The organism is Mycobacterium sp. 3-98, assembly GCF_035918355.1.
Lineage (GTDB): Bacteria > Actinomycetota > Actinomycetes > Mycobacteriales > Mycobacteriaceae > Mycobacterium > Mycobacterium intracellulare.
The window spans coordinates 217786-240764 of record NZ_CP142360.1; the positions used below are offsets into that span (position 1 = coordinate 217786).

A 22979-nucleotide genomic window follows, 5' to 3' on the forward strand; every position below is an offset into this window, starting at 1 on the left:
CTGAGATGGGTTATGCCGACCAGCTTTTCGATCTGACCGGCCGGGTCGTCCTGATCACCGGCGGCAGCCGCGGGCTGGGACGTGAGATGGCGTTCGGCGCGGCCCGCTGCGGCGCGGACGTGGTGATCGCCAGCCGCAACCTCGACAACTGTGTCGCCACGGCCAAGGAGATCGAGGCCGAGACCGGCCGTTCCGCGATGCCGTATCAGGTGCACGTGGGACGCTGGGACCAGCTCGACGGGTTGGTCGACGCGACATACGAGCGGTTCGGCAAGGTCGACACGCTGATCAACAACGCGGGCATGTCGCCGCTGTACGACAAGCTCACCGACGTGACCGAGAAGCTGTTCGACGCCGTGGTCAACCTGAATCTCAAGGGCCCATTCCGCTTGTCCGCGTTGGTCGGTGAGCGCATGGTGGCGGCGGGCCGGGGGTCGATCATCAACGTGAGCACGGCCGGATCGCTGCGTCCGACGCCGGACATCATTCCCTACGCCGCGTCCAAGGCCGGGCTCAACGCCATGACCGAGGCGCTGGCGAAGGGTTTCGGGCCGGCGGTGCGGGTCAACACGCTGATGGCCGGGCCGTTTCTCACCGACGTGAGCAAGGCGTGGAATCTCGACCAGGCGACGGAGAAGCCCTTCAGGCATCTCGCGTTGGAGCGCGCCGGCGATCCGCGCGAAATCGTCGGTGCCGCGGTGTTTCTCGCCTCGGACGCCTCGAGCTTCACCACCGGATCGATATTGCGCGCCGACGGCGGCATTCCTTAACACGTGGCGATCACAAGCGCGGCGAGGCCGGGCGCAGTGGGTCGCCACCAATGAACGAGTAGGAGCATTCGATGTCTTGGGACTTTTCCACCGAACCGGAATTCGAAAAGAAGCTGGAGTGGATCCGCGAGTTCGTGCGCGAGGAAGTGGAGCCGCTGGAGGTGTTGTTCCCCGGCTGCGAATTCCTGCCGCTCAACGACGAGCGGCGCAAGATCGTCGACCCGCTCAAGCAGCAGGTCCGCGACAAGGGTCTGTGGGCGCCGCATCTGGGGCCCGAGCTCGGCGGGCAGGGCTTCGGCGCGGTCAAGCTGACGTTGATCAACGAGATCCTAGGCCGCAGCCCGTGGGCCCCGATCGTGTTCGGAACGCAGGCCCCCGACACCGGCAACGCCGAAATCATCGCCCGCTTCGGAACCCAGGAGCAGAAGGACCGCTACCTGTCGGGGCTGCTGTCGGGTGAGATCTTCTCCTGCTTCTCGATGACCGAGCCGCAAGGCGGCGCCGACCCGCGGGTCTTCACCACCCGCGCGGTCCGAGACGGTGACGCCTGGGTGATCACCGGCCGGAAGTACTTCTCCTCCAACGCCTCCGTCGCCTCCTTCTTCATCGTCGTCGCGATCACCGATCCCGACGTGCCGGTGCACACCGGCGCATCGACGTTCCTGATCCCGGCCGGCACCGAGGGACTGGTCCTGGAAGCCAACCACCACCTGGTCGGCGCGGATCCGCACGAGCCCGGGCATTCCCTGGTGCACTACAACGACGTGCGCGTGCCCGCCGACGCCCTGCTGGGCGAGCCCGGTCAGGGCTTCCTGATCCTGCAGACCCGGCTGGCCGGCGGGAGGCTGCATCACGCGATGCGGTCCATCGGGATGGCCCAGCGTGCTGTCGAGATCATGTCGCGGCGGGCGAAAAGCCGCTTCACGCAAGGCAGTCTGCTGGCCGACAAGCAACTCGTGCAGGAGTTCGTCGCCGATTCCTACACCGAGTTGATCCCGTTCCGGCTGACGGTGTTGCACGCCGCCTGGCTGATCGACCAGGGCGACGAGCGCGGCGCGCGAGCGGAGATCGCCGCCTGCAAGATCCTGGCCTCCCAGGTGCTCAAATCGATTGCCCTGCGCGCCATCCAGGTGCACGGCGCGCTGGGGCTCACCGACCAGCTGCCCCTGGTCAACGTGTTGCTCGGCGGCATCGCGCTCGGCCTGGCGGACGGCCCTACCGAGGCGCACAAGGTCAACCTGGCGCGGATGCTGCTCAAGGGGTACGAGGCCGAAGAAGGCGACTGGCCCAGCGAGATGCTCGACGTGCGGCGCGCAGCCGCCCGCTCCAAATACGGTGACCTCGTTGACCTCTAACCGGGTCGCCGCGGCCGTCGAGCGGGCGCTGGACGACCGCCAGCGGGAAGCCACCGAGGAGGTGGAACGCATCCTGGCGGCGGCGGTGCGCGTCATGGAACGCGTGGCGCCCGAGCCGCCCCGGGTCAGCGACATCGTCGCCGAGGCGGGTTCGTCGAACAAGGCGTTCTACCGCTATTTCGCCGGCAAGGACGATCTCATCCTGGCCGTCATGGAACGCGGGGTGGCCATCGTCGTGTCCTACCTCGAACATCAGATGGCCAAGGAGTCCGAGCCCCGCGACAAGGTCGCGCGGTGGATCGAGGGCACGCTGGCGCAGGTGGCCGACCCGCATCTGATCAGCATGACCCGAGCGGCGGCCGGACAGATGTCGGCCGGCACGGGTTGGCGCGCCGCCGACCAGGAAATGATGCGGCCGCTTCGCGCGCTGCTCGTCGAACCCGTTGCGGCGCTGGGTAGTAGCGACATCGAACGCGACGTCGAGGCAGTGTTCAGCTGTACGGCGGCGACCCTGCGCCGCTACGTGGGCTCGGCCGACGAGCCGGGGCCCGACGACATCGCACATGTGGTGCGGTTCTGTTTGCGTGGACTGGGGGCCAATTGATGCGCGCGGTGATCTGCCGTTCCTACGGCACGCCTGAGGACCTGGTGATCGACGACGTGGCCGACCCCGTTCCGGGGCCCGGCCAGCTGCTGGTGCGGGTGCGCGCGGCCGCGGTCAACTTCCCCGACGTGCTGTTCATCGCCGGCAAGTACCAGGTGAAGATCCCGCCGCCGTTCATCCCCGGCAACGAGATCGCCGGCGAAGTCATCGCCGCCGGCGACGTCGCGCCGTTCCGTCCGGGACAGCGCGTGTCCGGGACCACCTTCGGGGCGTTCGCCGAGCTGGCGCTGCTCGATGCGAGCCAGGCCGAGCCCGTGCCGGACGACGCCGACTTCGCGTCGGCCGCCGCCTTCGGGGTGACCTACCGCACCGCCCATCACGCGCTGCGCTCGACCGCCGCTGTCGCGGAAGGAGATTGGGTCGTCGTGCTCGGCGCCGCGGGCGGCGTGGGCCTGGCCGCCGTCGATCTGGCCGTGGCGATGAAGGCGCGGGTGCTGGCCGCGGCGTCGAGTCCGGAAAAGCTGGAGCTGTGCCGGCGGCGCGGCGCCGAGGCGACCGTCGACTACGACCGGGAGGACCTGAAGTCGCGGATCCGTGAACTCACCGGCGACAGCGCCCGGGTCGTCCTGGACCCGGTCGGTGGATCGTATTCGGAACCGGCGCTGCGCGGGCTCGCGCGTGGCGGCACCTTCGTCACGCTGGGATACGCGGCGGGCGCGATCCCGGCCATACCGCTCAATCTCATTCTGCTCAAAGACATCTGCGTGCGGGGCATGGAGATCCGCACCTTCATGAGCGATTACCCCGACAATGCCGTCCGCGACATCAAGGAGCTGTCGCGGATGTTCGCCGCCGGCACGGTCCGGCCATACATCGGCGCGCGATTCCCGCTGTCCGAGACCGCCGCCGCGCTGCGGCACGTCGCCGACCGCAAGGTGCTGGGCAAGGTGGTGATCGACGTCGGGTGACGCCGTGTCACGGTGTGACGATGTTGAAACTCGGGTCCGGCCCGTCGAGCACATCCAGCAAGGCCTGCAGCGCGCCCCGGTCACCGGATAGCTCCAGACCGGCTGAGGCGAAGTCACCCGCCGCCAGGCTCAGGAGCCGAATCTTGCCGGGCAGCTTGACCGTAACGGATGCCGTCGCGGGGTCGGGCGCCGCCTTGCGGTGGACGAGCACCCCGTTGCGCAGCGCGAGCCGATAGTTGACCGCCGTGTCGGCCAAGGTGACGTCGACGGCGACGTCGAGATCCCAGCTGCGCGGGCCGTTGACCCGGATGGACAGGCTGTCGAAGATCTGCTCCGGGGTCAGCTGGGTCAGCATGGACGACGACGTTGTGGTGGTGGCCGTGCCGACGTTGCCGTCGCGCAGCTCCATCGCCCCGCTCAGGAAGAAATTGCGCCAGGTCGCGTTTTCGGCACCGTAGGCGAGTTGCTCGAGCGTGTCCGAGTACAGCGCACGGGCGCCGGCATGCGCGCTGTCGGTGAAGACCGCATGATCCAACAATGTTGCGGCCCAACGGTAGTCACCGAAGTCGAATGCCTTTTGCGCAAGGTCGACGACCCGGTCGATGCCGCCCATCGCCTCGACATACCGGGGCGCGAGCGCCTCGGGAGGGTGGGGCCACAGCCGGGCCGGGTTGCCGTCGAACCAGCCCATGTAGCGCTGATAGACGGCCCTGACGTTGTGGCTCACCGAACCGTAGTAGCCGTGCGTGTGCCAGGCACGCTCGAGTGCCGGTGGCATCTGGAACATTTCGGCGATCTCGACGCCGGTGTAACCCTGGTTCAGCAACCTCAGCGTCTGATCGTGCAGATATGCATACAGATCGCGCTGCAAGGACAGGAACTCGACGATGCTGTCGCGCCCCCAGGTCGGCCAGTGGTGGGAGGCGAATACGACGTCGGCGCGGTCGGCGAAGGCGTCGATCGCCTCGGTGAGATAACCGGACCAGGCGTGCGGGTCGCGCACCACCGCGCCGCGCAGGGTCAGCAGGTTGTGCAGGTTGTGGGTCGCGTTCTCGGCCATGCACAGCGCGCAGAAACGCGGGAAATAGAAGTGCATTTCGGCGGGCGCCTCGGTGCCGGGCGCCATCTGGAACTCGATCTCCACGCCGTCGATCGTGTGCGTTTCACCGGTAGTTGCGATGTCGACGGTGGGGACGATGACGGCGACCTCGCCGGTGGACGGCGCCTGGCCGAGCCCGCAGCCGACCTGACCCATCGGCCCGCGCGGCAGCAGGGTGCCGTACATGTAGGTTGCCCGCCGCGTCATTGCCGGTCCGGCGTAGACGTTTTCGGAGACCGCGTGCTCGATGAAGCCTTCCGGCGCCAGCACCGCCACCGTGCCCGCATCCACGTCGGCCTGCGAGGTGACGCCCAGGACGCCGCCGAAGTGATCGACATGGCTGTGGGTGTAGATCACCGCGACGACGGGCCGGTCGCCGCCGCGATGCTCGTGGTAGAGCGCCAGTGCCGCCGCGGCGACCTCGGTGGAAATCAGGGGGTCGATGACGATGATGCCGTTGTCGGTTTCCACGAACGTCACGTTGGAGATGTCCAACCCGCGGACCTGGTAGATGCCCGGCACCACTTCGTAGAGGCCTTGTTTGGCGGCCAGCGTCGACTGCCGCCACAGGCTGGGATGCACCGACGTCGGCGCGGGTCCGTCCAGGAAGGCGTAGGCATCGTTGTCCCAGACGATTCGGCCGTCTGCCGCCCGAATCACGCACGGCGACAAGGCCGCAATGAATCCGCGGTCCGCGGCGCGGAAATCGGCGTCGTCCTGGAAAGGCAGGACCTGTCCGCGGTGGGCGGACTCGATGACGGGAGTGGGAGGCTTGTGATCCACCTTCTCCACCTTGCCATTGATGCTGCAGGCCCCGAAAGCATTTCACCGACGAATAATGAATACAGCAACAATTTCTCGGGGTTCTGGATTCTCGGTCCAGTTAACCCGCATACTGCCCAGACGGCCCTCAATGCCGAGGACCGCAACTATCGGGCAAAAAGGAGAACAGGTGAAGCGTCAATTGACGGTCGCGGTGGCCGGGGCGGCGATTCTCGCCGCGGGCATTTCCGGATGTTCGGGTGGTAACAAGTCGGGAACGAGCGCGAGCAGTTCCGCCAGTAGCTCGGGTACGAGCGCGTCGGCTAGCACCGGCGGCGCCGCCGGCACGAAGGTCACGATCGACGGCAAGGACCAGAACGTGTCCGGTTCGGTCGTGTGCACAAATGCGGGTGGCACCATCAACATCGCGATCGGTGGCGCAGCGACCGGCATCGCCGCCGTGCTCAGCGACGGCAACCCCCCGCAGGTGAAATCCGTTGGGCTGGGCAATGTCAACGGCGTGACGCTGGGCTATACCTCGGGCACCGGGCAGGGCAATGCAACCGCCAGCAAGGATGGCAACAGCTACAAGATCAGCGGCACCGCCACCGGGGTGGACATGGCCAACCCCATGCAGCCGGTGAACAAGCCGTTCGAAATCAATGTGACCTGTAACAGCTAGCTAGGCCGATGCGGGCGGTTGCCATCCGTTGGGTGGCAACCGCACCGTGAACTCGGTGCGGCCCGGTGAGCTGTCGACCGCGATCGTCCCGTTGTGCGCCCTCACCACGGCCGAGACGATCGCCAATCCCAGCCCGGTGCTGCCTCCCTTGCGCGAGCGCGAGGAATCACCGCGGGCGAACCGTTCGAAGACCTCCGACTGCAGCGCCGCGGGAATGCCGGGCCCGTTGTCGATGACCTGCAGCACGGTGTGCGACGGCTCGGTGCTCAACCGCGTCGTCACCACGGTGCCCGCGCCGGTGTGGACGCGGGCGTTGGCAAGCAGATTCGTCAGGACCTGGTGGAGCCGCGCCGCGTCGCCGGTGACGACCACCGGTTCTTCGGGGAGGTCGAGTTCCCACTGATGATCCGGTCCCGCGACGTGCGCGTCGTTGACCGCATCCACCGCCAACCGCGACAGATCGACCGATTCGCGTTCCAGCGGCCGGCCGGAATCCAGGCGGGCCAGCAGCAGCAGGTCCTCGACGAGCCGCGTCATCCGCTCGGTCTCGGACGCCACTCGGCTCATCGCCTGCGCCACCGCCTCGCGGTCGTCGCCCATCCGTTGCGTCAGTTCGGTATAACCGCGGATCGCGGCGAGGGGCGTGCGCAGTTCATGGCTGGCGTCGGCGACGAACTGGCGAACGCGAGTCTCGCTGGCCTGGCGCGCCGACAGCGCTTCCGCGATGTGGTCGAGCATCCGGTTGAGCGAGGCACCGAGCTGTCCCACCTCGGTGGAGGGGTTCGCGTCGGATTCGCGTACGCGCACAGGCAATTCGACCTCGCCGCGCGACAGCGGCAGATCGGCGACCTGGCCCGCGGTTTGGGCGACGCGGCGCAACGGCGCCAGCGCCCGCCGGATGATCACGACCCCGGCGATCGTCGCGGCCGCCAGCGCAACCGCGGTGACGATCCCGAAGATGACGAGCATCCGGATCAGGGTGGCGTCGATGTTGGACATCGACAGGCCGGTGACGATGATGTCGCTGCCGTTTCGGCTCGGCGCCGCGACGACGCGGTAGCGGCCGAGGCCGTCCAGGTTCAGCGTGACCGGCGCGCGGTTGCCGGCGATCTGTTCCAGTTGGGTCTGGGCGGTCGGGGTCAGGTCATCCCTGGTGCCGCTGCTGGTCAGGTAGCCGGCGTCAACCGTCTTGCCGTGGCTGACCACCGCCGCCACCATGCCGGCCGGCTGACCCGGGGCGTCCAGGAACCGCGGGCCGGGGCCCGGCCTCGGATAGTAGGAGTGCTGGTGGTGGTGCCATCCCGGGTGGTTCGGCTCGGGGTACATCAGCGCCGAGCGGAACGAGGTCCCGGCGAGTTGGCCGTCGAGCTGCTTGACCAGGTGATGGTTGAGCGCCAGTTCGGTCACCGCGGTGATGCCGACGCAGACGATCGCCAGGACGACGATCTGGCCGACCAACAGCCGCAGCCGAAGGGACCAGACCCTTCGCGGGTCAGCGGGCCGGCTTGAGGACATAACCCGCGCCGCGCAGTGTGTGGATCATCGGATCGCGACCGTTGTCGATCTTCTTGCGCAGGTAGGAAATGTAGAGCTCGACGATGTTGGAGCGGCCGCCGAAGTCGTAACTCCATACCCTGTCCAGGATCTGGGCCTTGCTCAGCACCCGCTTGGAGTTGCGCATCATGAACCGCAACAGCTCAAATTCGGTCGAGGTCAACGAGATTGGCTCCCCGGCGCGGGTGACCTCGTGGCTGTCCTCGTCGAGCACCAAATCCCCGACCACCAGCTGTGCGCCGCTGTCCACGGTCGTCACCCCGGTGCGGCGCAACAGCGCCCGCAACCGCAGCACGACCTCTTCGATGCTGAACGGCTTGGTGACGTAGTCGTCGCCGCCGGCGGTCAGGCCGGCGATGCGATCCTCCACCGCATCCTTGGCCGTCAACAGCAGCACCGGCAGCTGTGGGATCTCCCCGCGCAGTTTGTGCAGGACGTCGAGGCCGCTCATGTCGGGCAGCATCACGTCGAGGACGACGACGTCCGGACGCTGGTTGCGGGCGGCCGCGATGGCCGATTCCCCGTCCCCGGCGGTGGAGATGTTCCAGCCCTCGTACCGCAGCGCCATCGACACCATTTCGGCCAGGACGGGTTCGTCGTCTACGACCAGCACGTTGATGGGGTTGCCGTCCGCTCGGCACATGACAACCCGCTCTACAGAGGCTCGGGGCTGCGTCACAAGCTCCAGTATCCGTCACCGACTGAGCCCAGACTATGACGAACCTATGCGCGCCCTGTGAAACGAAACGCGCGACTGCCGGAGCAGTCGCGCGATCGTGGTGTTCGGCCGTAGCGGTTAATACCAGTAGCGCCGGCCGGCGACCGGACGGCCGATCGAGCCCAGAATCCAGAGGATCGCGCCGATCACCAGCAGCACGATTCCCAGCGTGGTCAGCACGGGTACGTGGAAGAAATACCCGAGAACAAGCAGGACAATTCCTAAGATAACCATTTCGACTTCCTTCGGGTGAGGGTTAGAGGTTGACCGATTGCATTGAACTTGGTTGCGGCAGATGGCAATCCGTGACTTTCGGGTTGACCCCGAAGTAATTCAGGGGTCCGGCGATCACGGTCACCGCAACCGTGCCCGCGGAGGCGCATGTCGTCTGGTCGTTTTTGAAGTAATCCCGTTGCCACGCCGCGAAGGCTCCGATCAGCAACCACACCAAAGCAACCGTTCCGATGATCCCGCTGCCACGCATCGTGACCTCCATTGTGAGCGAGAAGAAGTTTTCTCGTGGTGCTGAAGTTACCCATTCGACTTATGCCTAAACATGCAATGGGTTATGCGGCAGCGCTTGTCGGCACATCCCGGCACGTCAGAGGCGGTCGAAGCGGCGGCCGGCGACCCGCGCTCCCACGGCCGGGAGGGCCGTGCCCGCTGGATTAGCTCAGCTAACTCGAGGACCCGCCCCGATTCGAGGCGTTCCTATCGAAATGGCGTGCCTGAGCCGCTAAATTAGCAGCGGCACTTTCGATCTCGGCGTTCGGTCAGCCCGGCCGCCGCTGTGCGGACACATAGAGGGTGGGCGGCATCGAATCCTCCGCACCCTGCGGGATCCGGCGGTCATACCGGGCCATCAACTCGGCGAACGTCGCGGTCGTGACGTCCCAGCCGCGGCCGCGCAGCCAGCCGTCGACGGGCGTGCGCTCCTCCGGGTACCACAGGTCGTCGAAGTCCGTGATCTCGGCGTTGACCAGCTTGGCTGCCGCCGCCCGCATGCGCCGCATGTCCTCGCGCTGGCGTTGCACACGGTCGGGGTCGGTGAAACCCGATTCGGGCACGTTGGACGCCAGCCAGCTGCCCTCGGCGCTCAGCGAATCGATCCGCTCGAACAGCAAGTCCTGGGCCTGCGCCGGTAGATAGCGAACGAGCCCTTCGGCCGACCACACCGCAGGTCGCGAAGCATCAAACCCCGCTTCCCGCAACGCTTTCGGCCAATCCTGGCGCAGGTCGATCGGCACGTTGACCAGCTGCGCGGTCGGCTCCGCGCCGTGTTCGCGCAGCGTGTTGGATTTGAATTCCAGCACCTTGGGCTGGTCGAGCTCGTAGACGACCGTGCCGTCGGGCCACGGCAGCCGCCAGCTGCGCGCGTCCAGTCCGGCCGCCAGGATCACCACCTGGCGCACGCCGGCGTCGGCCGCGCCCAGGAAGAACTCGTCGAAGAATGCCGTCCGGGTGGCCATGAAGTCGACCATCAGCTGCAGCCGCGCCCGCAGATCGGGCTCGATGTCGGCCGCCTTGGCCAGCAACGCCGGGTTGGCATAGATGCTCCACATCCCCTCGCCCGCGGCGTCGACGAACACCCGCGCGAACGGGTCCTTGATCAGCGGGTTGTCACTCTCGGTCTCCGCGGCGCGAGCTGCGGCGACGCCGAGCGCGGTGGCGCCGACGCTTTGGGTGATTTCCCAGGAATCGTTGTCGGTCCGCGGCATGGGCAGTTCCCTTCCCCAGAAAGTAAGTTATGCACACTATTCTTCCAGCCGCCGCCACCGGCCGCCTCCCGTCGCCCCTGCCCTAGTCTTTTTCCCAGACGGTCCACAGGTTGCAAGGGAGTGCCATGACGCCCACCCCGTCGCGTACGCCGCAGGAAGTGTTCGCCCACCACGGCGCCGCGCTGGCCGCGGGAGACCTTGACGAAATCCTCACCGACTACGCCGAGGACTCCGTGCTGATCACGCCCGCCGGCGTCGCGCGCGGCAGGCAGGCCATCCGCCGGGTCTTCGCGCAACTGCTCGCCGATATCCCGGATGCCAACTGGGACTTGAAGACCCAGCTCTTCGACGGCGATGTGCTGTTCCTGGAATGGGCCGCCGATTCGGCGGCCAGCCGGGTCGACGACGGCGTTGACACCTTCGTGTTCCGCGACGGCGTGATCGCGGCGCAGACCGTCCGATACACGCCACACCCGAAGGGCTGAGCAGTGGACTCCGTGAATCTTCAAGCCGTAGCGGAATGGATGTCCGGGCAGGGGCTCGGCGAGGGCCCGCTGGAAGGCGTCTCCAACGTCACCGGCGGAACGCAGAACGTCATGCTGCGGTTCAGCAGGGCCGGGCGGCCCTACGTGCTGCGGCGCGGGCCCCGGCACCTGCGTCCGCGCAGCAACAGCGTGATCCTGCGGGAAACGAAAGTCCTTGCGGCGCTGGCAGGTTCCGATGTGCCGCATCCGCACCTGATCGCCGTCTGCGAGGACCCCGCCGTGCTGGGCGACGCGGTCTTCTACCTCATGGATCCCGTCGACGGATTCAACGCCGGCGAGGGTCTGCCGCCTTTGCACGCGGGCGACGCGAAGGTGCGACACGGCATGGGGCTGTCGATGGCCGACGCGTTGGCCAAGCTCGGTGCCGTCGACCATGTCGCCGTCGGCCTCGCCGAATTCGGTAAGCCGGAGGGCTTTTTGGAGCGCCAGGTGCCGCGCTGGCTTTCCGAGCTCGAGTCCTACAACGACTACGAGGGTTATCCCGGGCCGCAGATCCCCGGCATCGAGGAGGTGTCGACCTGGTTGGACCGGCACCGGCCGGCGCACTGGACGCCGGGCATCATGCACGGCGACTACCACGCGGCCAACGTGATGTTCTCCCGCACCGGGCCGGAGGTGGTCGCGATCGTCGACTGGGAGATGTGCACGATCGGCGATCCGCTGCTGGACCTGGGCTGGCTGCTGGCCACCTGGCGCCAGCCCGACGGCTCCAGCGTGTTCAGCCACGCCCTGGGCGGCCAGGACGGATTGGCCAGTACCGACGAGCTTTTCCAGCGCTACGCCGCCAACACCACCCGCGACCTGTCACACATCACCTGGTACACCGTGCTGGCCTGCTTCAAGCTGGGGATCGTGATCGAGGGGACGCTGGCCCGGGCCTGCGCGGGAAAGGCGGAGAGGGAGGTAGGCGACCAATTGCACGCCGCCACCGTGCATCTGTTCGAGCGGGCGCTGCGCCTCATCGACAACGAGGGCTGACCTACTAGCATTCGTCTCGTGCCGCCCTATCCCGAGGAACCGGATTACTACTCCGAGCCCACCGCGGCCGCGCGGTACGGCGGCGGCTATTACGACGCCGCGCCGGAGCCGCCCGAGCCCCCGACGCCCTGGTACCGCCGCCCGGCGGCGCTGGTCGCAGCAGGCGCCATAGGGGCGCTCCTGCTCGGCGCGGTCGTCTTCGCGGCGGTCAAGCTCGCGAGCAATTCGCCGGCGCCCAGCCCGGCAACCACGACGACGCCGGCGCCGTCCACCACCGCGCCGGTGACCACCACGACGACGGAGCCACCCCGGCACCACGGCGGCGGCGGTGGCGGCCCGACCGAGACGGTCACCGAGACCGTCCCGCCACCGAGCACCGACACTCCCACGACGACCGTCTCGCCCAGCACGGTCACCGTGACGCCGAGCACCGAGACCAGCACCGTCACCCAAACGGTGACCGAGCCGCCCCGTCGGGGGCCATTCGGCGGACCGTTCGGCGGACGCTAGCGGTCGGCGCGGGTGTGCCCGGGTTCCGTCAAACCCGAGGGCACAACATAATTCGGCCGCTTACAACAAGGTGCAAGTGGTGACACCTGCTGCGCTTGTACTGCAACCGCATGCAGACGTCAGCAGGGCGCTGGAGGCGATTACCAGGGCGGCGAGGATTTTGGTGACACGGGACATGACTCAACTCCGATGTTCGCACGGAACTGAACTGAGGCCCGAGGCCGATGATATTACGCGCAGACCGCGCTGCCTGTGACACGTTTGACGCACGAAAAATGGCTGAGCGCGCCCGAAGGGATTCGAACCCCTAACCTTCTGATCCGTAGTCAGATGCTCTATCCGTTGAGCTACGGGCGCCTGTTCTTCAGTTGTCGTTCCGTGTTCCGTTCAGGACCCAGCGGAGGCGAGAGGATTTGAACCTCCGGTCCCCTTTGAGGGGGACAACTCATTAGCAGTGAGCCCCATTCGGCCGCTCTGGCACGCCTCCCTTTTGGACTTTCTGAGGGTACCGACCCCTTTCCGGTCTCGCGGAACCGGCCATACTGTACACAGTTGAGACATAAACTGTCGAAGTGACCGCCCGTCTACGCTCCGAACTGGCCGGACTGCCAGTGTATGTGCCCGGCAAGAACGTGCCGGGCTCGATCAAGCTGGCCAGCAACGAGACCGTTTACGGCCCGCTACCCAGCGTGCACGCGGCGATCGAGCGGGCCATCGCCGTCGTCAACCGCTACCCGGACAACGCCAGCGTGGACCTCAAGGCGGCGCTGGCCATGCACCTGGGTTCCGACGTCGCCCCCGAGCACATCGCGGTCGGCAGCGGTTCGGTCACCTTGTGCCAGCAGCTCGTTCAGATCACCGCCGCGGCCGGCGACGAGGTGATGATCGGCTGGCGCAGCTTCGAGTGCTACCTGCCCATCATTCAGGTGTCCGGCGCGACGACCGTGCGGGTGCCGCTGACCGATCACACGCATGACCTCGACGCGATGCTCGCGGCGATCACCGACCGCACCCGGCTGATCTTCGTCTGCAACCCCAACAACCCGACGTCCACGGTCGTCGACCCGGACGCGCTGGCCCGATTCGTGGACGCCATTCCGTCGCACATCCTCGTCGCCCTCGACGAGGCCTATGTCGAGTACGTCCGCGACGGCATGCTGCCCAACAGCCTCGAGCTGGCCCTCACCCGCAGCAATGTCGTTGTGCTGCGGACCTTTTCGAAGGCGTACGGGTTGGCGGGCCTGCGGGTCGGCTATGCGGTCGCCCACCCCGACCTGATCACCGCCCTGGACAAGGTCGTCATGCCGTTTGCGGTGACGAACGTCGCGCAGTCGGCCGCCATCGCGTCGCTGGACGCCTCGGCCGAGTTGATGGCCCGCACCGACGCACTGGTCGGCGAGCGCACCCGCGTGAGTGACGCCCTGCGCGACGCCGGGTTCGAGCTGCCGCCGTCGCAGTCGAACTTCGTCTGGCTACCACTGGGGTCGCGCACCATGGACTTCACCGAGCAGGCCGCCGAAGCGCACCTGGTGGTGCGGCCGTTCGCGGACGAAGGCGTTCGTGTCACCATTGGTGCTCCGGACGAAAATGACGCTCTGCTGCGTTTCGCCCGCGATTGGATAGCCCGCACCGAATCCTGAGGAGAGCCGTGGACCTCGCCCGAAAGAAGTTCACCGAATTCAAAGAGCGCAGCGGCGACATCGCGGATTCCGAGCTCGACGAATTCTGGGCCGAGCTTTCGCCCGCGACCCTCGACGGGATGCTCGGCGAGTGGAAGGGCGGCGAGTTCCAGACCGGCCACAAGATGAACGGCCAACTGGAAAAAGCCGGGTGGTACGGCAAGACCTTCAAATCCGTCAGCGACGTGCAGCCGCTCGTCTGCCTGGACGCCGACGGCAACAAGTTCTCGAACGTGGAAATGGGCAAGGGCGAGGCCAGCCTGTGGCTGGAGGACTTCCGCGGGGAGGTCACCGCCACCATGGTCTACGACGGCCAGCCGGTGCACGATCACTTCAAGAAGATCGACGACAACGCCGTGATGGGGATCATGAACGGCAAGGGCGTTCGGGACAACGGCAAGTACTACTACTTCTACCTCGAGCGCGTCTAGCGTCTCGACCGGCGAGCCGTCGAGTGTGAACTGGCGGCTTTGATTGTGCGTCCACGCCGACGACACGCCGCGCGGACCCGACGCGGCTTCACACCCAAAGCCCACGCTTCACACTCGACGGGCGAGAGCTGAAGGGCGGGCTACCGCGCCGGGTTGCGGCCGGTGAACGCGACCAGCTGCTCGAGGGCGCCGGCGTCCTCGGGCACATCGACCGGGTCGTCGAATCCGGCGCCGCCGCGTAGCTCCGGCCTGATGATGTGGCGGGCCAGGCCCAGCACGTATTCGGACAGCGGCTCGGGGGCGTCGACCTCGCGCTTCGTCGCGGCCGCGTAATCCCAGGCGTGCACCAGGAATTCGATCGACAGGACGGCGCACGCGCTCTTGGCGGGCATCTCGCCCTTGCCGAACGGCACCGTCCCGCCCAGCCCGTGCCGGTGCCAGGCGTCCAGCGCCGGCCGCGCCGCGGCCACCACCTGGCGCTCCACCGAATCGCCTTCGGCGGGTTCGGGAACGTCGGCGTCCACCATGCCCCCGAGGGCTTTGATCGAATTCAGCAGGTGCCCGGTCAGCTGCGCGACGTCGAAATCCGCGCAGGGCGTCGGCCGCGACAGGTCGTCGGCGGCGATGGTGTGCAGGACCCGCTGCAGCACCCCCAGGGTGTCCTCGGCGCTGTGCAGCTCGTCGGTCGGCGGTGAATGCGGGCCGGGTCGCAAGTCAGGAGCCATATTCGCCACGCTACGGTCTCGATATGGCGCAAGCATACGAATCCGTCACCGTGGAGAAGAAAGACCACGTCGCGCAGGTGACGCTGATCGGGCCCGGCAAGGGCAATGCGATGGGGCCCGCCTTCTGGTCCGACCTGCCCGAGCTGTTTCCGGAGTTGGACGCCGACCCCGAGGTGCGGGCCATCGTGCTCACCGGTTCGGGCCGCAACTTCAGCTACGGCCTGGACCTCGCCGCGATGGGCGGGACGCTGTCGGGGGTGCTGGGTGAGGGCGCCTCGGCGCGGCCGCGGGCCGAGTTTCACCGAACGGTGCTGCGCATGCAGGGCGCGATCAACGCGGTCGCCGACTGCCGCACCCCCACCATCGCCGCGGTGCACGGCTGGTGCATCGGCGGCGGCGTCGACCTGATCTCGGCGGTGGACATCCGCTACGCCAGCGCCGACGCCAAGTTCTCGGTGCGCGAGGTCAAACTCGCCATCGTCGCCGACGTCGGCAGCCTGGCCCGCCTCCCGCTGATCCTCAACGACGGGCACCTGCGTGAGCTGGCGCTCACCGGCAAGGACATCGACGCGGCCCGCGCCGAGAAGATCGGGCTGGTCAACGACGTGTACGCCGACGCCGAGGCCACGCTGGCCGCGGCCCACGCCACCGCCACGGAGATCGCCGCCAATCCCCCGCTGACCGTCCACGGCGTCAAGGACGTCCTCGACCAGCAGCGCATCGCGGCGGTCTCCGAAAGCCTGCGGTACGTGGCGGCCTGGAACGCGGCGTTCCTGCCGTCCAAGGACCTGACCGAGGGCATCACGGCGACCTTCGAGAAGCGCCCACCGCAGTTCACCGGGGAGTAGTCCGGCGGCACGTACCCTCGCTGAGGTGACTCCTGACGGCAAGATCCGCGTCCCGGCCGACCTGGACGCGGTGACGACGATCGGTGCGGAAGACCACTCCGAAATCGACAGCGCCGCCATCGACCGGATCTGGCAGGCGGCGCGGCATTGGTACCGGGCCGGGTTCCAACCGGCGATCCAGTTGTGCCTGCGGCAGCACGGGCGCGTGGTGCTCAACCGCGCGATCGGCCACGGCTGGGGCAACGCCCCGAGCGACCCACCGGACGCCGAGCGGATCCCCGTCACGCCCGATACCCCGTTTTGCGTGTACTCGGCGGCCAAGGGGATGGCGGCGACCGTGGTACACATGCTCGCCGAGCGCGGCGTCTTCTCACTCGACGACCGGGTCTGCGACTACATCCCCACCTTCACCAGCCACGGCAAGCATCGGATCACCATCCGGCACGTGATGACGCACAGCGCCGGCCTGCCGTTCCCGACCGGCCCGCGGCCGGACGTCACGCGCGCCGACGACCACGAGTACGCGCAACGCAAGCTCGGCGAATTGCGGCCCCTGTACCGTCCCGGGCTGTTCCACATGTACCACGCGCTGACCTGGGGTCCGCTGGTGCGCGAGATCGTGTATGCGGCCACCGGCAAGGAAATTCGCGAAATCCTGGGCACCGAGATCCTCGACCCGCTCGGCTTCCGCTGGACCAACTTCGGCGTCGCCGAGAAGGACGTGGCGCTGGTGGCGCCGAGCCACGCCACCGGGCGGACGCTACCGCCGGTGGTCGCCCAGATCTTCCGCAAGGCGATCGGCGGAACCGTGCACGAGATCATTCCGTACACGAACTCCAAGTTGTTCTTGACCACCATCATCCCGTCGTCCAACACGGTGTCGAACGCACAGGAGATGTCGCGGTTCGCCGAGATCTGGCGTCGCGGAGGCGAACTCGACGGTGTGCGGGTCATCAGACCGGAGACCATGTATGGCGCGATAGCCGAATGCCGAAGGCTGCGACCGGATTTCGCGGTCGGGCTACAACCGGCCCGCTGGGGCACCGGCTACATCCTCGGCACCAACCGGTGGGGACCCTTCGGGCGCAACGCGCCACACGCCTTCGGGAACCTCGGCCTGGTCAACATCGCGATCTGGGCCGACCCCGCGCGCGGGCTGGCGGCCGGCGTGGTGAGCAGCGGCAAACCCGGGCGGGATCCCGAAGCCCGCCGGTACACGGCCCTGATGGACACGATCGCCGCCGAAATCCCCACCGGTTAACGGCCACGGCAGTGGGAACCCTGCCGGCATGGCTACCTATCGAGTGCTCAATCCGAAAGGCGAGGTCGTCGCGACGAAAGACATCGACAGCGCCGACGACGCACACGCATGGTTCGTCGACAACAAGGCCGACAACAGCGAGCTCGGCTGGCGCATGGAAGTCGAGCACGACGGCGACTGGCATTTCTTCGACGACAGCGAGGGCGATCGAAGCTGACGGTGTTTGTGCTCCGGCTCGCGGGGCAACCAACAAGGCATGGACTCGCAACGCTTCCGCAAGCTGCTGGACGCACCGGGGCCGTTCGTTTCGGTGTATTTCGACGACTCGCACGACACCCATGACGCCGAGGCTCAACTTGAGCTCAAGTGGCGGGCGATCAAAGAAGACCTCGAACGCGCACACGCCGACGCCGCGGTGATCGCCGCGATCGAGGACGCGGCCATGAACCTGCGTCCCCCGATCGGCCGAAGTGGACGGGCGGTGATCGCCAGCGCCGACGGTGTGGTGATCAACGAGCACCTGGCCCGCGGCCCCGCCGCGAGCGTGGTCCGGGTGTCCGAATTGCCTTACCTGGTACCGATTCTGGAGCAGAGCTTCGATCACCCGGACTATGTCCTGGTGGTCGTCGACCACAGCGGCGCCGACATCACGACCCACCTCGGCGGGACGCTGCGCACCGAGACGGTCGACGGCGGCGGCTACCCCGTGCACAAGGCCGCGGGGGCCGAGACCGCCGGATACGGCGACCCCCAGCTGCGCACCGACGAGGCCGCCCGCAAGAACGTGCGGGCGGTCGCCGATCGCGTCGCCGAACTCGCCGACGACAAGGCGATCGAGGTGATCTTCGTGGTCGGTGAGGTGCGGTCGCGCTCCGACCTGCTGGCCGCGCTGCCGGAACGACTGCACGACCGCGCGGTGGCCCTCGAGGTCGGGGCGCGGCACAGCGGGCATGACTTCGGCGAGATCGAGCAGGCCATCGAGGACGAGTTCGTCAAACGCCAGCTGCGCACGATCGACGATGCGGCGCAACGGTTTACCGCCGAGATCGGGCGGCAGTCCGGGCTGGCGGCCGAGGGGCTCGGTCCGGTGTGCTCGGCGCTGCGCCAGGGCGCGGTGGAGACGTTGATCATCGGTGACATCGGCGACGCCACCGTGGTGGCCGACGAGAACCTGACGACCGTCGCCCCCGATGAAAACGTGTTGTCCGAGCAGGGCGCCGCTCCCGCCAAGACGCTGCGGGCCGACGAGGCGTTGCCGGTATCGGCGATTTCGGTCGGCGCGGCCCTGGTGCGCACCGACGAGCGGATCTCGCCGGCCGACGGGATCGGTGCGGTGCTGCGCTACGCGCCGACGCTGCACCAGAGCGTCGAGTAACTTCAGGGCGGTGGCGGAGGGATTTGAACCCCCGGACGGTTTTAGCCGTCTCTCGCTTTCAAGGCGAGTGCATTAGGCCGCTCTGCCACGCCACCACGGACAAGGGTAACGGGGGCCGGTAGCGTGGCCGCCATGCGAGCCATCGTCGCCGAATCCTCCGATCAACTGTTCTGGCAAGAAGTGGCCGACGTGTCCGCTCGGCCCGGCGAGGTCGTGGTCAAGGTGGCCGCCGCCGGTGTGAATCGCGCCGACGTGCTGCAGGCCGCCGGTAAGTACCCGCCGCCGCCCGGCGCGAGCGAGATCATCGGCATGGAGGTGTCCGGTGTCATCACCGAAGTCGGCGACGGTGTCACGGAATGGTCTGCGGGCCAAGAGGTTTGCGCGTTGCTGGCGGGCGGGGGGTACGCCGAGTACGTCGCCGTTTCCGCCGGCCAGGTGCTGCCGATTCCGTCCGGTGTGGATCTCGTCGACGCGGCCGGGCTGCCGGAGGTGGCCTGCACGGTGTGGTCGAACGTGGTGCTCATCGCGGGCCTGAGCGGGGGCCAGCTACTACTCGCGCACGGCGGGGCCAGCGGCATCGGCAGCCACGCGATCCAGATCGCGCGCGCGCTCGGGGCCCGGGTGGCGGTCACCGCCGGCTCGGCGGAGAAGCTCGACTTCTGCCGCGACCTGGGCGCCGACATCACCATCAACTACCACGACGAAGACTTCGTCGCGCGGCTACAGGAGTCCGGCGGTGCCGACGTGATCCTCGACATCATGGGCGCGGCCTACCTGGATCGCAACATCGACGCCCTGGCCAGCGACGGGCAGCTCGTCATCATCGGCATGCAGGGCGGCGTCAAGGGCGAGCTCAACATCGGCAAACTGCTCGCCAAGCGGGCGCGGGTCATCGGCACCACGCTGCGGGGCCGTCCGGCCACCGGGCCGAACAGCAAAAGCGACATCGTGCAGGCGGTGACGGCCTCGGTGTGGCCCATGGTGGCCGACGGACGGGTGCGGCCGATCATCGGCGCCCGCTTGCCCATTCAGCAGGCCGGCGACGCGCACCAGCGACTGGTGGACGGCAAGGTGACCGGGAAGATCGTCCTGACGGTCTAGCCCAGGGAGGCCAGCGCGCGCACCAACTGGTCGACCTCGGCCGTCGTCGAATAGTGCGCCAGCCCGACGGTGACCGCGCCGCCGATGTCGTTGACGCCCAGCACGTCGAGCGCGCGGGAGCTTTCGTTGGTGACGGCCAGAATCCCGTTGTCCGCCAACCGCTGCACCACCCGTTCGGCGGGCACGCCGTTCAAAACGAAGCTGACCACCGGGATCCGCACCTCCGGGCGGCCGATGACCATCACCAACGGCAACGAGCGCAACGACACCATCAGGTAGTCATAGATCCGATTCAGGTACGAGGTGGCGGACTGCATCGACACCGCCAGGCGTTCGCGCCGGGTGCCGCGGGCGGATTCGTCGAGCGACGCCAGGTACTCGATGCTGGCGACCAGCCCGGCCAGCAGCCCGAACTGGTGCGCACCGATCTCCAGGCGCGCCGCGCCCGTGGCCTTGGGGTCGGCCGAGATGGAATGGAACGAGTTGAGTAGCACCGGATCGCGGAACACGATCGCGCCGATCGGCGGGCCGCCCCACGCGGCGGCGTTCACCGCCACCACGTCGGCGTCGGTTTCCCTCATGTCGAGCAGCCGGTAGGGCGCCGCGGCGGAATGGTCGACCACCACCAGGCCGCCGACGTCGTGCACCAGCTTGGTCATCGCCCGCAGGTCGGTGACCGTGCCCATCGTCGCGGACGCCGAGGCGACGGCGACCAGCCGAGTCGACTTCCCGATCAGGCCCTCCCACTGCCACGTCGGCAGCTCGCCCGTCTCGATGTCGATCTCGGCCCACTTGACCTTGGCCCCGTACCGGTGCGCCGCCCGCAGCCACGGGGCGATGTTGGCTTCCTCGTCCAAGCGGCTGACGATGACCTCGTAGCCCAGGCCGGCGCGCGACGACGACGCCTCGGCCAGCGCGGACAACAGGATCGCGCGATCGGCGCCCAGCACGACGCCGGCGGGTTCGACGTTGAACAGATCGGCCACGGCCGCCCGGGCCGCCTCCAAGATGGCGGCGCTGCGCTGCGCCGAGGGGTGCGCCCCCACGGTGGTGGGCGCAGACCTGCGGAAAGCCGTCGACACCGTCGTCGCGACGGAGTCGGGAATCAGCATCCCGGCGGGAGCGTCGAAGTGCACCCACCCGTCACCCAGCGACGGATGCAGTCCGCGCACCCGGGCGACGTCGTATGCCATGTGGGCCACCTTAAAGCTTTCGCGTTTTTGCGAAACTGCGACGGTAGCGGGTGCCTTGAAAGGGTCCAAGCCGTTCCGGCCAGTCGGTGGCCTCCCGAGCCAGGGCACCCGGCCAGCCATACTAGTCGAGTGGGGCTCTGGTTCGGAACGCTCATTGCATTGTTTTTGCTGATAGCGCCCGGGGCGATCATCGCACGTATCAGTCAGTTGTCTTGGCCGGTCGCTGTTGCGGTGGGCCCGGCGCTGACCTACGGCGTGGTTGCGCTCGCCATTATTCCGTTTGGTGCCATCGGAATACCGTGGAACGGCTGGACCGCGCTGGCCGCGCTGGTCGTCATGTGCCTGGTGATGATCGGTTTCCAGCTGCTGCTCGGCCGCTACCGCGACCGCGACGCCGAGACCCGTAGGGTCGGCCGCTGGCCGGCGATCACGGTGGCGGCCGGGGTGGCGCTGGGGGCCCTGCTCATCATGTGGGCCGCCTACCGCGGCCTGGACGGTCATTGGCAGACCATCCCGAGCACCTGGGATGCGGTGTGGCACGCCAACGAGGTGCGGTTCATCCTCGACACCGGCCAGGCGTCCTCCACCCACATGGGCGAGCTGCGCAACGTCGAGACGCACCACACGCTGTACTACCCGTCGGTGTTCCACGCGCTGACCGCGGTGTTCTGCCAGCTGACCGGGGCGGCGCCGACCACGGGTTACACGTTGAGCTCGGTCGCCGCATCGGTGTGGCTGTTTCCGACCGGCGCGGCGATGCTCACCTGGCGGGTGCTGCGCCCGACCTGGGACGAATGGCGCAGCGCGGGCGCCGCGGCGACCGCAGCCACGCTGGCCGCGTCGTTCACGGCGGTCCCCTATGTCGAGTTCGCCGTCGCCGCGATGCCCAACCTGGCCGCCTACGGCGCCGCGGTGCCGGCGTTCGTGCTGATCACCTCCACGTTGCGGCACCGCGACCGCATCCCCGCGGCCGTGCTGGCGCTGGTGGGTGTCATGTCGGTGCACATCACCGGCGGTGTGATCGTGCTGCTGTTGCTGCTGGCCTGGTGGCTCCTGGATGCGCTGTGGCGTCCCGTGCGCGGCAGGCTGGCCGATGTGGCGGCCCTGGCGTGCGTCGCGGTGGTGTCGGGGTTGATCCTGTTGCCGCAGTTCATCAGCGTGCAGGAACAGGAAGACATCATCGCCGGGCACTCGTTCCTCACCTACCTCAGCAAGAAGCGGGGGCTGTTCGACGCCGTCTTCCAGCACTCCCGCCACCTCAACGACTTCCCGGTCCAATACGGGCTGATCGCGCTGGCCGCCATCGGCGGTGTCATCCTGCTGGTCAAGCGGATCTGGTGGCCGCTGGCCCTGTGGCTGCTGCTGATCGTGGTGAACGTCGACGCAGGAAATCCGATCGGTGGCCCCGTCGGCGCGGTGGCCGGGATGTTCGGCGAGTTCTTCTACAAGGATCCGCGCCGGATCGCGGCCGCCACCACCCTGCTGCTGGAGCCGATGGCCGGCATCGCGTTGTTCGCGATCGTGATCGGCGTCGTGGCCGGGGCCCGACGGCTGTCGGACCGGTTCAAACCGCTGCCCGCCCCGGTCTGGGTGTCGGTCACCGCGGTGCTGCTGGTGGCGACCACGGTGCTCAGCGCGCGCCACTACCTCTATCGGCACCTGTGGTTGTTCGGCGACAAATACGACTCGGTGATGATCGACCAACGCGATCTGATGGCCATGGCGTATCTGGCCAAGCTCCCCGGGGCCCGCGAGACCCTGATCGGCAACGCCAACACCGACGGTACCGCGTGGATGTACGCCGTCGCCGATCTGCACCCGCTCTGGACGCACTACGACTACCCGCAACAGATGGGGCCCGGTCCCAACCGCTACATCTTCTGGACCTCGGCGCGCCGGGGCGATTCCGATCCGAGGGTCCTCGAAGCGATCAAGGCGCTCAATATCCGGTACATCTACACGAGTGCGCCGACTGTCCGGGGGTTCGCCGTACCCGACGGACTAGTGTCGTTGGATAAGTCGAAGTCGTGGGCGCTGATCTACGACAATGGCGGCGCCCGAATTTATGAATGGCGACCAAGCGGCACGACGCCACACCCATAG

The 22979-nt window shown here is 67.7% G+C and carries 24 protein-coding genes and 3 tRNA genes; 16 read left to right on the forward strand and 11 right to left on the reverse strand.

From position 1 onward, the window contains the following. Positions 1–5: 5 nt before the first annotated feature. From QGN30_RS01145 to QGN30_RS01160, 4 genes are all read left to right on the forward strand, one after another. Entirely contained in the window at positions 6–770 is a 765-nt protein-coding gene (locus QGN30_RS01145; protein ID WP_009956738.1) for an SDR family NAD(P)-dependent oxidoreductase, read from the forward strand. Positions 771–841: 71 nt separating this feature from the next. After that, positions 842–2125: an acyl-CoA dehydrogenase family protein gene (locus QGN30_RS01150; protein ID WP_202288448.1), complete on the forward strand. Its 1284-nt coding sequence runs from the start codon at positions 842–844 to the stop codon at positions 2123–2125. After that, a complete protein-coding gene (locus QGN30_RS01155) occupies positions 2106–2729 on the forward strand; it encodes a TetR/AcrR family transcriptional regulator (RefSeq protein ID WP_014381634.1) in 624 nt (207 codons plus the stop codon). The genes QGN30_RS01150 and QGN30_RS01155 overlap by 20 nt, the downstream gene beginning before the upstream one ends. Then, positions 2729–3697, forward strand: a complete 969-nt coding sequence (locus tag QGN30_RS01160) for an NADPH:quinone oxidoreductase family protein (protein ID WP_248923341.1) — start codon at positions 2729–2731, stop codon at positions 3695–3697. The genes QGN30_RS01155 and QGN30_RS01160 overlap by 1 nt, the downstream gene beginning before the upstream one ends. A gap of 7 nt (positions 3698–3704) precedes the next feature. On the opposite strand, the gene QGN30_RS01165 is transcribed toward QGN30_RS01160, so the two are convergent. After that, positions 3705–5579: an alkyl/aryl-sulfatase gene (locus tag QGN30_RS01165; RefSeq protein WP_009956742.1), complete on the reverse strand. Its 1875-nt coding sequence runs from the start codon at positions 5577–5579 to the stop codon at positions 3705–3707. 169 nt (positions 5580–5748) lie between these two features. On the opposite strand from QGN30_RS01165, the gene QGN30_RS01170 reads away from it, so the two are divergent. After that, complete coding sequence (locus QGN30_RS01170) at positions 5749–6240, forward strand: lipoprotein LpqH (protein ID WP_008263112.1); 492 nt, start codon at positions 5749–5751, stop codon at positions 6238–6240. Here QGN30_RS01170 and QGN30_RS01175 read toward each other — a convergent pair whose 3' ends face one another. From QGN30_RS01175 to QGN30_RS01195, 5 genes are all read right to left on the reverse strand, one after another. Further along, positions 6241–7755: a sensor histidine kinase gene (locus QGN30_RS01175; protein WP_014383651.1), complete on the reverse strand. Its 1515-nt coding sequence runs from the start codon at positions 7753–7755 to the stop codon at positions 6241–6243. Further along, complete coding sequence (gene tcrX, locus QGN30_RS01180; RefSeq protein WP_008263107.1) at positions 7733–8437, reverse strand: two-component system response regulator TcrX; 705 nt, start codon at positions 8435–8437, stop codon at positions 7733–7735. The genes QGN30_RS01175 and tcrX overlap by 23 nt, the downstream gene beginning before the upstream one ends. Before the next feature lie 153 nt (positions 8438–8590). Continuing rightward, positions 8591–8746, reverse strand: coding sequence for a DUF6131 family protein (locus QGN30_RS01185; RefSeq protein ID WP_008263106.1), 156 nt, complete (start codon positions 8744–8746; stop codon positions 8591–8593). 22 nt (positions 8747–8768) lie between these two features. Continuing rightward, positions 8769–9008, reverse strand: coding sequence for a hypothetical protein (locus tag QGN30_RS01190; protein ID WP_008263104.1), 240 nt, complete (start codon positions 9006–9008; stop codon positions 8769–8771). Between the two features lie 277 nt (positions 9009–9285). Continuing rightward, on the reverse strand, positions 9286–10230 hold the full coding sequence (locus tag QGN30_RS01195; protein ID WP_009956747.1) for a class I SAM-dependent methyltransferase: 945 nt from the start codon (positions 10228–10230) through the stop codon (positions 9286–9288). A 125-nt stretch (positions 10231–10355) separates the two neighbouring features. Here QGN30_RS01195 and QGN30_RS01200 point away from each other — a divergent pair, with 125 nt between their 5' ends. The 3 genes from QGN30_RS01200 to QGN30_RS01210 are packed head-to-tail and all read left to right on the forward strand — an operon-like array spanning position 10356 to position 12263. Then, positions 10356–10715 carry a nuclear transport factor 2 family protein gene (locus QGN30_RS01200; protein WP_009956748.1) on the forward strand — a complete coding sequence of 120 codons (360 nt, stop codon included), beginning with the start codon at positions 10356–10358 and terminating at the stop codon, positions 10713–10715. Positions 10716–10754: 39 nt separating this feature from the next. Then, positions 10755–11753, forward strand: a complete 999-nt coding sequence (locus QGN30_RS01205; RefSeq protein ID WP_009956749.1) for a phosphotransferase family protein — start codon at positions 10755–10757, stop codon at positions 11751–11753. Between the two features lie 18 nt (positions 11754–11771). After that, a complete protein-coding gene (locus QGN30_RS01210; RefSeq protein ID WP_008263097.1) occupies positions 11772–12263 on the forward strand; it encodes a hypothetical protein in 492 nt (163 codons plus the stop codon). A gap of 284 nt (positions 12264–12547) precedes the next feature. Here QGN30_RS01210 and QGN30_RS01215 read toward each other — a convergent pair. After that, positions 12548–12620: transfer RNA gene (locus QGN30_RS01215), tRNA-Arg, on the reverse strand. A 41-nt stretch (positions 12621–12661) separates the two neighbouring features. After that, positions 12662–12750: transfer RNA gene (locus QGN30_RS01220), tRNA-Ser, on the reverse strand. 85 nt (positions 12751–12835) lie between these two features. On the opposite strand from QGN30_RS01220, the gene QGN30_RS01225 reads away from it, so the two are divergent. Together QGN30_RS01225 and QGN30_RS01230 are read left to right on the forward strand one after the other, a co-directional pair. Further along, complete coding sequence (locus tag QGN30_RS01225; protein WP_014378874.1) at positions 12836–13903, forward strand: pyridoxal phosphate-dependent aminotransferase; 1068 nt, start codon at positions 12836–12838, stop codon at positions 13901–13903. A gap of 8 nt (positions 13904–13911) precedes the next feature. Then, a complete protein-coding gene (locus tag QGN30_RS01230) occupies positions 13912–14373 on the forward strand; it encodes a DUF4334 domain-containing protein (RefSeq protein WP_008263093.1) in 462 nt (153 codons plus the stop codon). A 140-nt stretch (positions 14374–14513) separates the two neighbouring features. Here the strand turns inward: QGN30_RS01230 and QGN30_RS01235 are convergent, their stop codons facing one another. Then, entirely contained in the window at positions 14514–15098 is a 585-nt protein-coding gene (locus QGN30_RS01235; RefSeq protein WP_009956752.1) for a TIGR03086 family metal-binding protein, read from the reverse strand. A gap of 23 nt (positions 15099–15121) precedes the next feature. Here QGN30_RS01235 and QGN30_RS01240 point away from each other — a divergent pair, with 23 nt between their 5' ends. From QGN30_RS01240 to QGN30_RS01255, 4 genes are read left to right on the forward strand one after another with little or no spacing between them, the layout of a single operon-like run. Further along, a complete protein-coding gene (locus QGN30_RS01240) occupies positions 15122–15946 on the forward strand; it encodes a crotonase/enoyl-CoA hydratase family protein (protein WP_064893597.1) in 825 nt (274 codons plus the stop codon). A 25-nt stretch (positions 15947–15971) separates the two neighbouring features. Then, positions 15972–17207: a lipase LipE gene (gene lipE / locus QGN30_RS01245; protein WP_009956755.1), complete on the forward strand. Its 1236-nt coding sequence runs from the start codon at positions 15972–15974 to the stop codon at positions 17205–17207. Positions 17208–17235: 28 nt separating this feature from the next. Further along, on the forward strand, positions 17236–17424 hold the full coding sequence (locus QGN30_RS01250) for a hypothetical protein (RefSeq protein ID WP_038534797.1): 189 nt from the start codon (positions 17236–17238) through the stop codon (positions 17422–17424). A gap of 39 nt (positions 17425–17463) precedes the next feature. After that, positions 17464–18582, forward strand: coding sequence for an Rv2629 family ribosome hibernation factor (locus QGN30_RS01255; protein ID WP_014378871.1), 1119 nt, complete (start codon positions 17464–17466; stop codon positions 18580–18582). 8 nt (positions 18583–18590) lie between these two features. On the opposite strand, the gene QGN30_RS01260 is transcribed toward QGN30_RS01255, so the two are convergent. Further along, positions 18591–18677, reverse strand: a tRNA-Ser gene (locus QGN30_RS01260). 37 nt (positions 18678–18714) lie between these two features. Here QGN30_RS01260 and QGN30_RS01265 point away from each other — a divergent pair. Then, a complete protein-coding gene (locus tag QGN30_RS01265; protein WP_038538376.1) occupies positions 18715–19683 on the forward strand; it encodes an NAD(P)H-quinone oxidoreductase in 969 nt (322 codons plus the stop codon). Here the strand turns inward: QGN30_RS01265 and QGN30_RS01270 are convergent. After that, positions 19680–20876 carry a cysteine desulfurase-like protein gene (locus QGN30_RS01270; RefSeq protein WP_009956759.1) on the reverse strand — a complete coding sequence of 399 codons (1197 nt, stop codon included), beginning with the start codon at positions 20874–20876 and terminating at the stop codon, positions 19680–19682. The genes QGN30_RS01265 and QGN30_RS01270 overlap by 4 nt on opposite strands. Before the next feature lie 129 nt (positions 20877–21005). On the opposite strand from QGN30_RS01270, the gene QGN30_RS01275 reads away from it, so the two are divergent. Beyond that, positions 21006–22979, forward strand: a complete 1974-nt coding sequence (locus QGN30_RS01275; RefSeq protein WP_248923340.1) for a DUF6541 family protein — start codon at positions 21006–21008, stop codon at positions 22977–22979.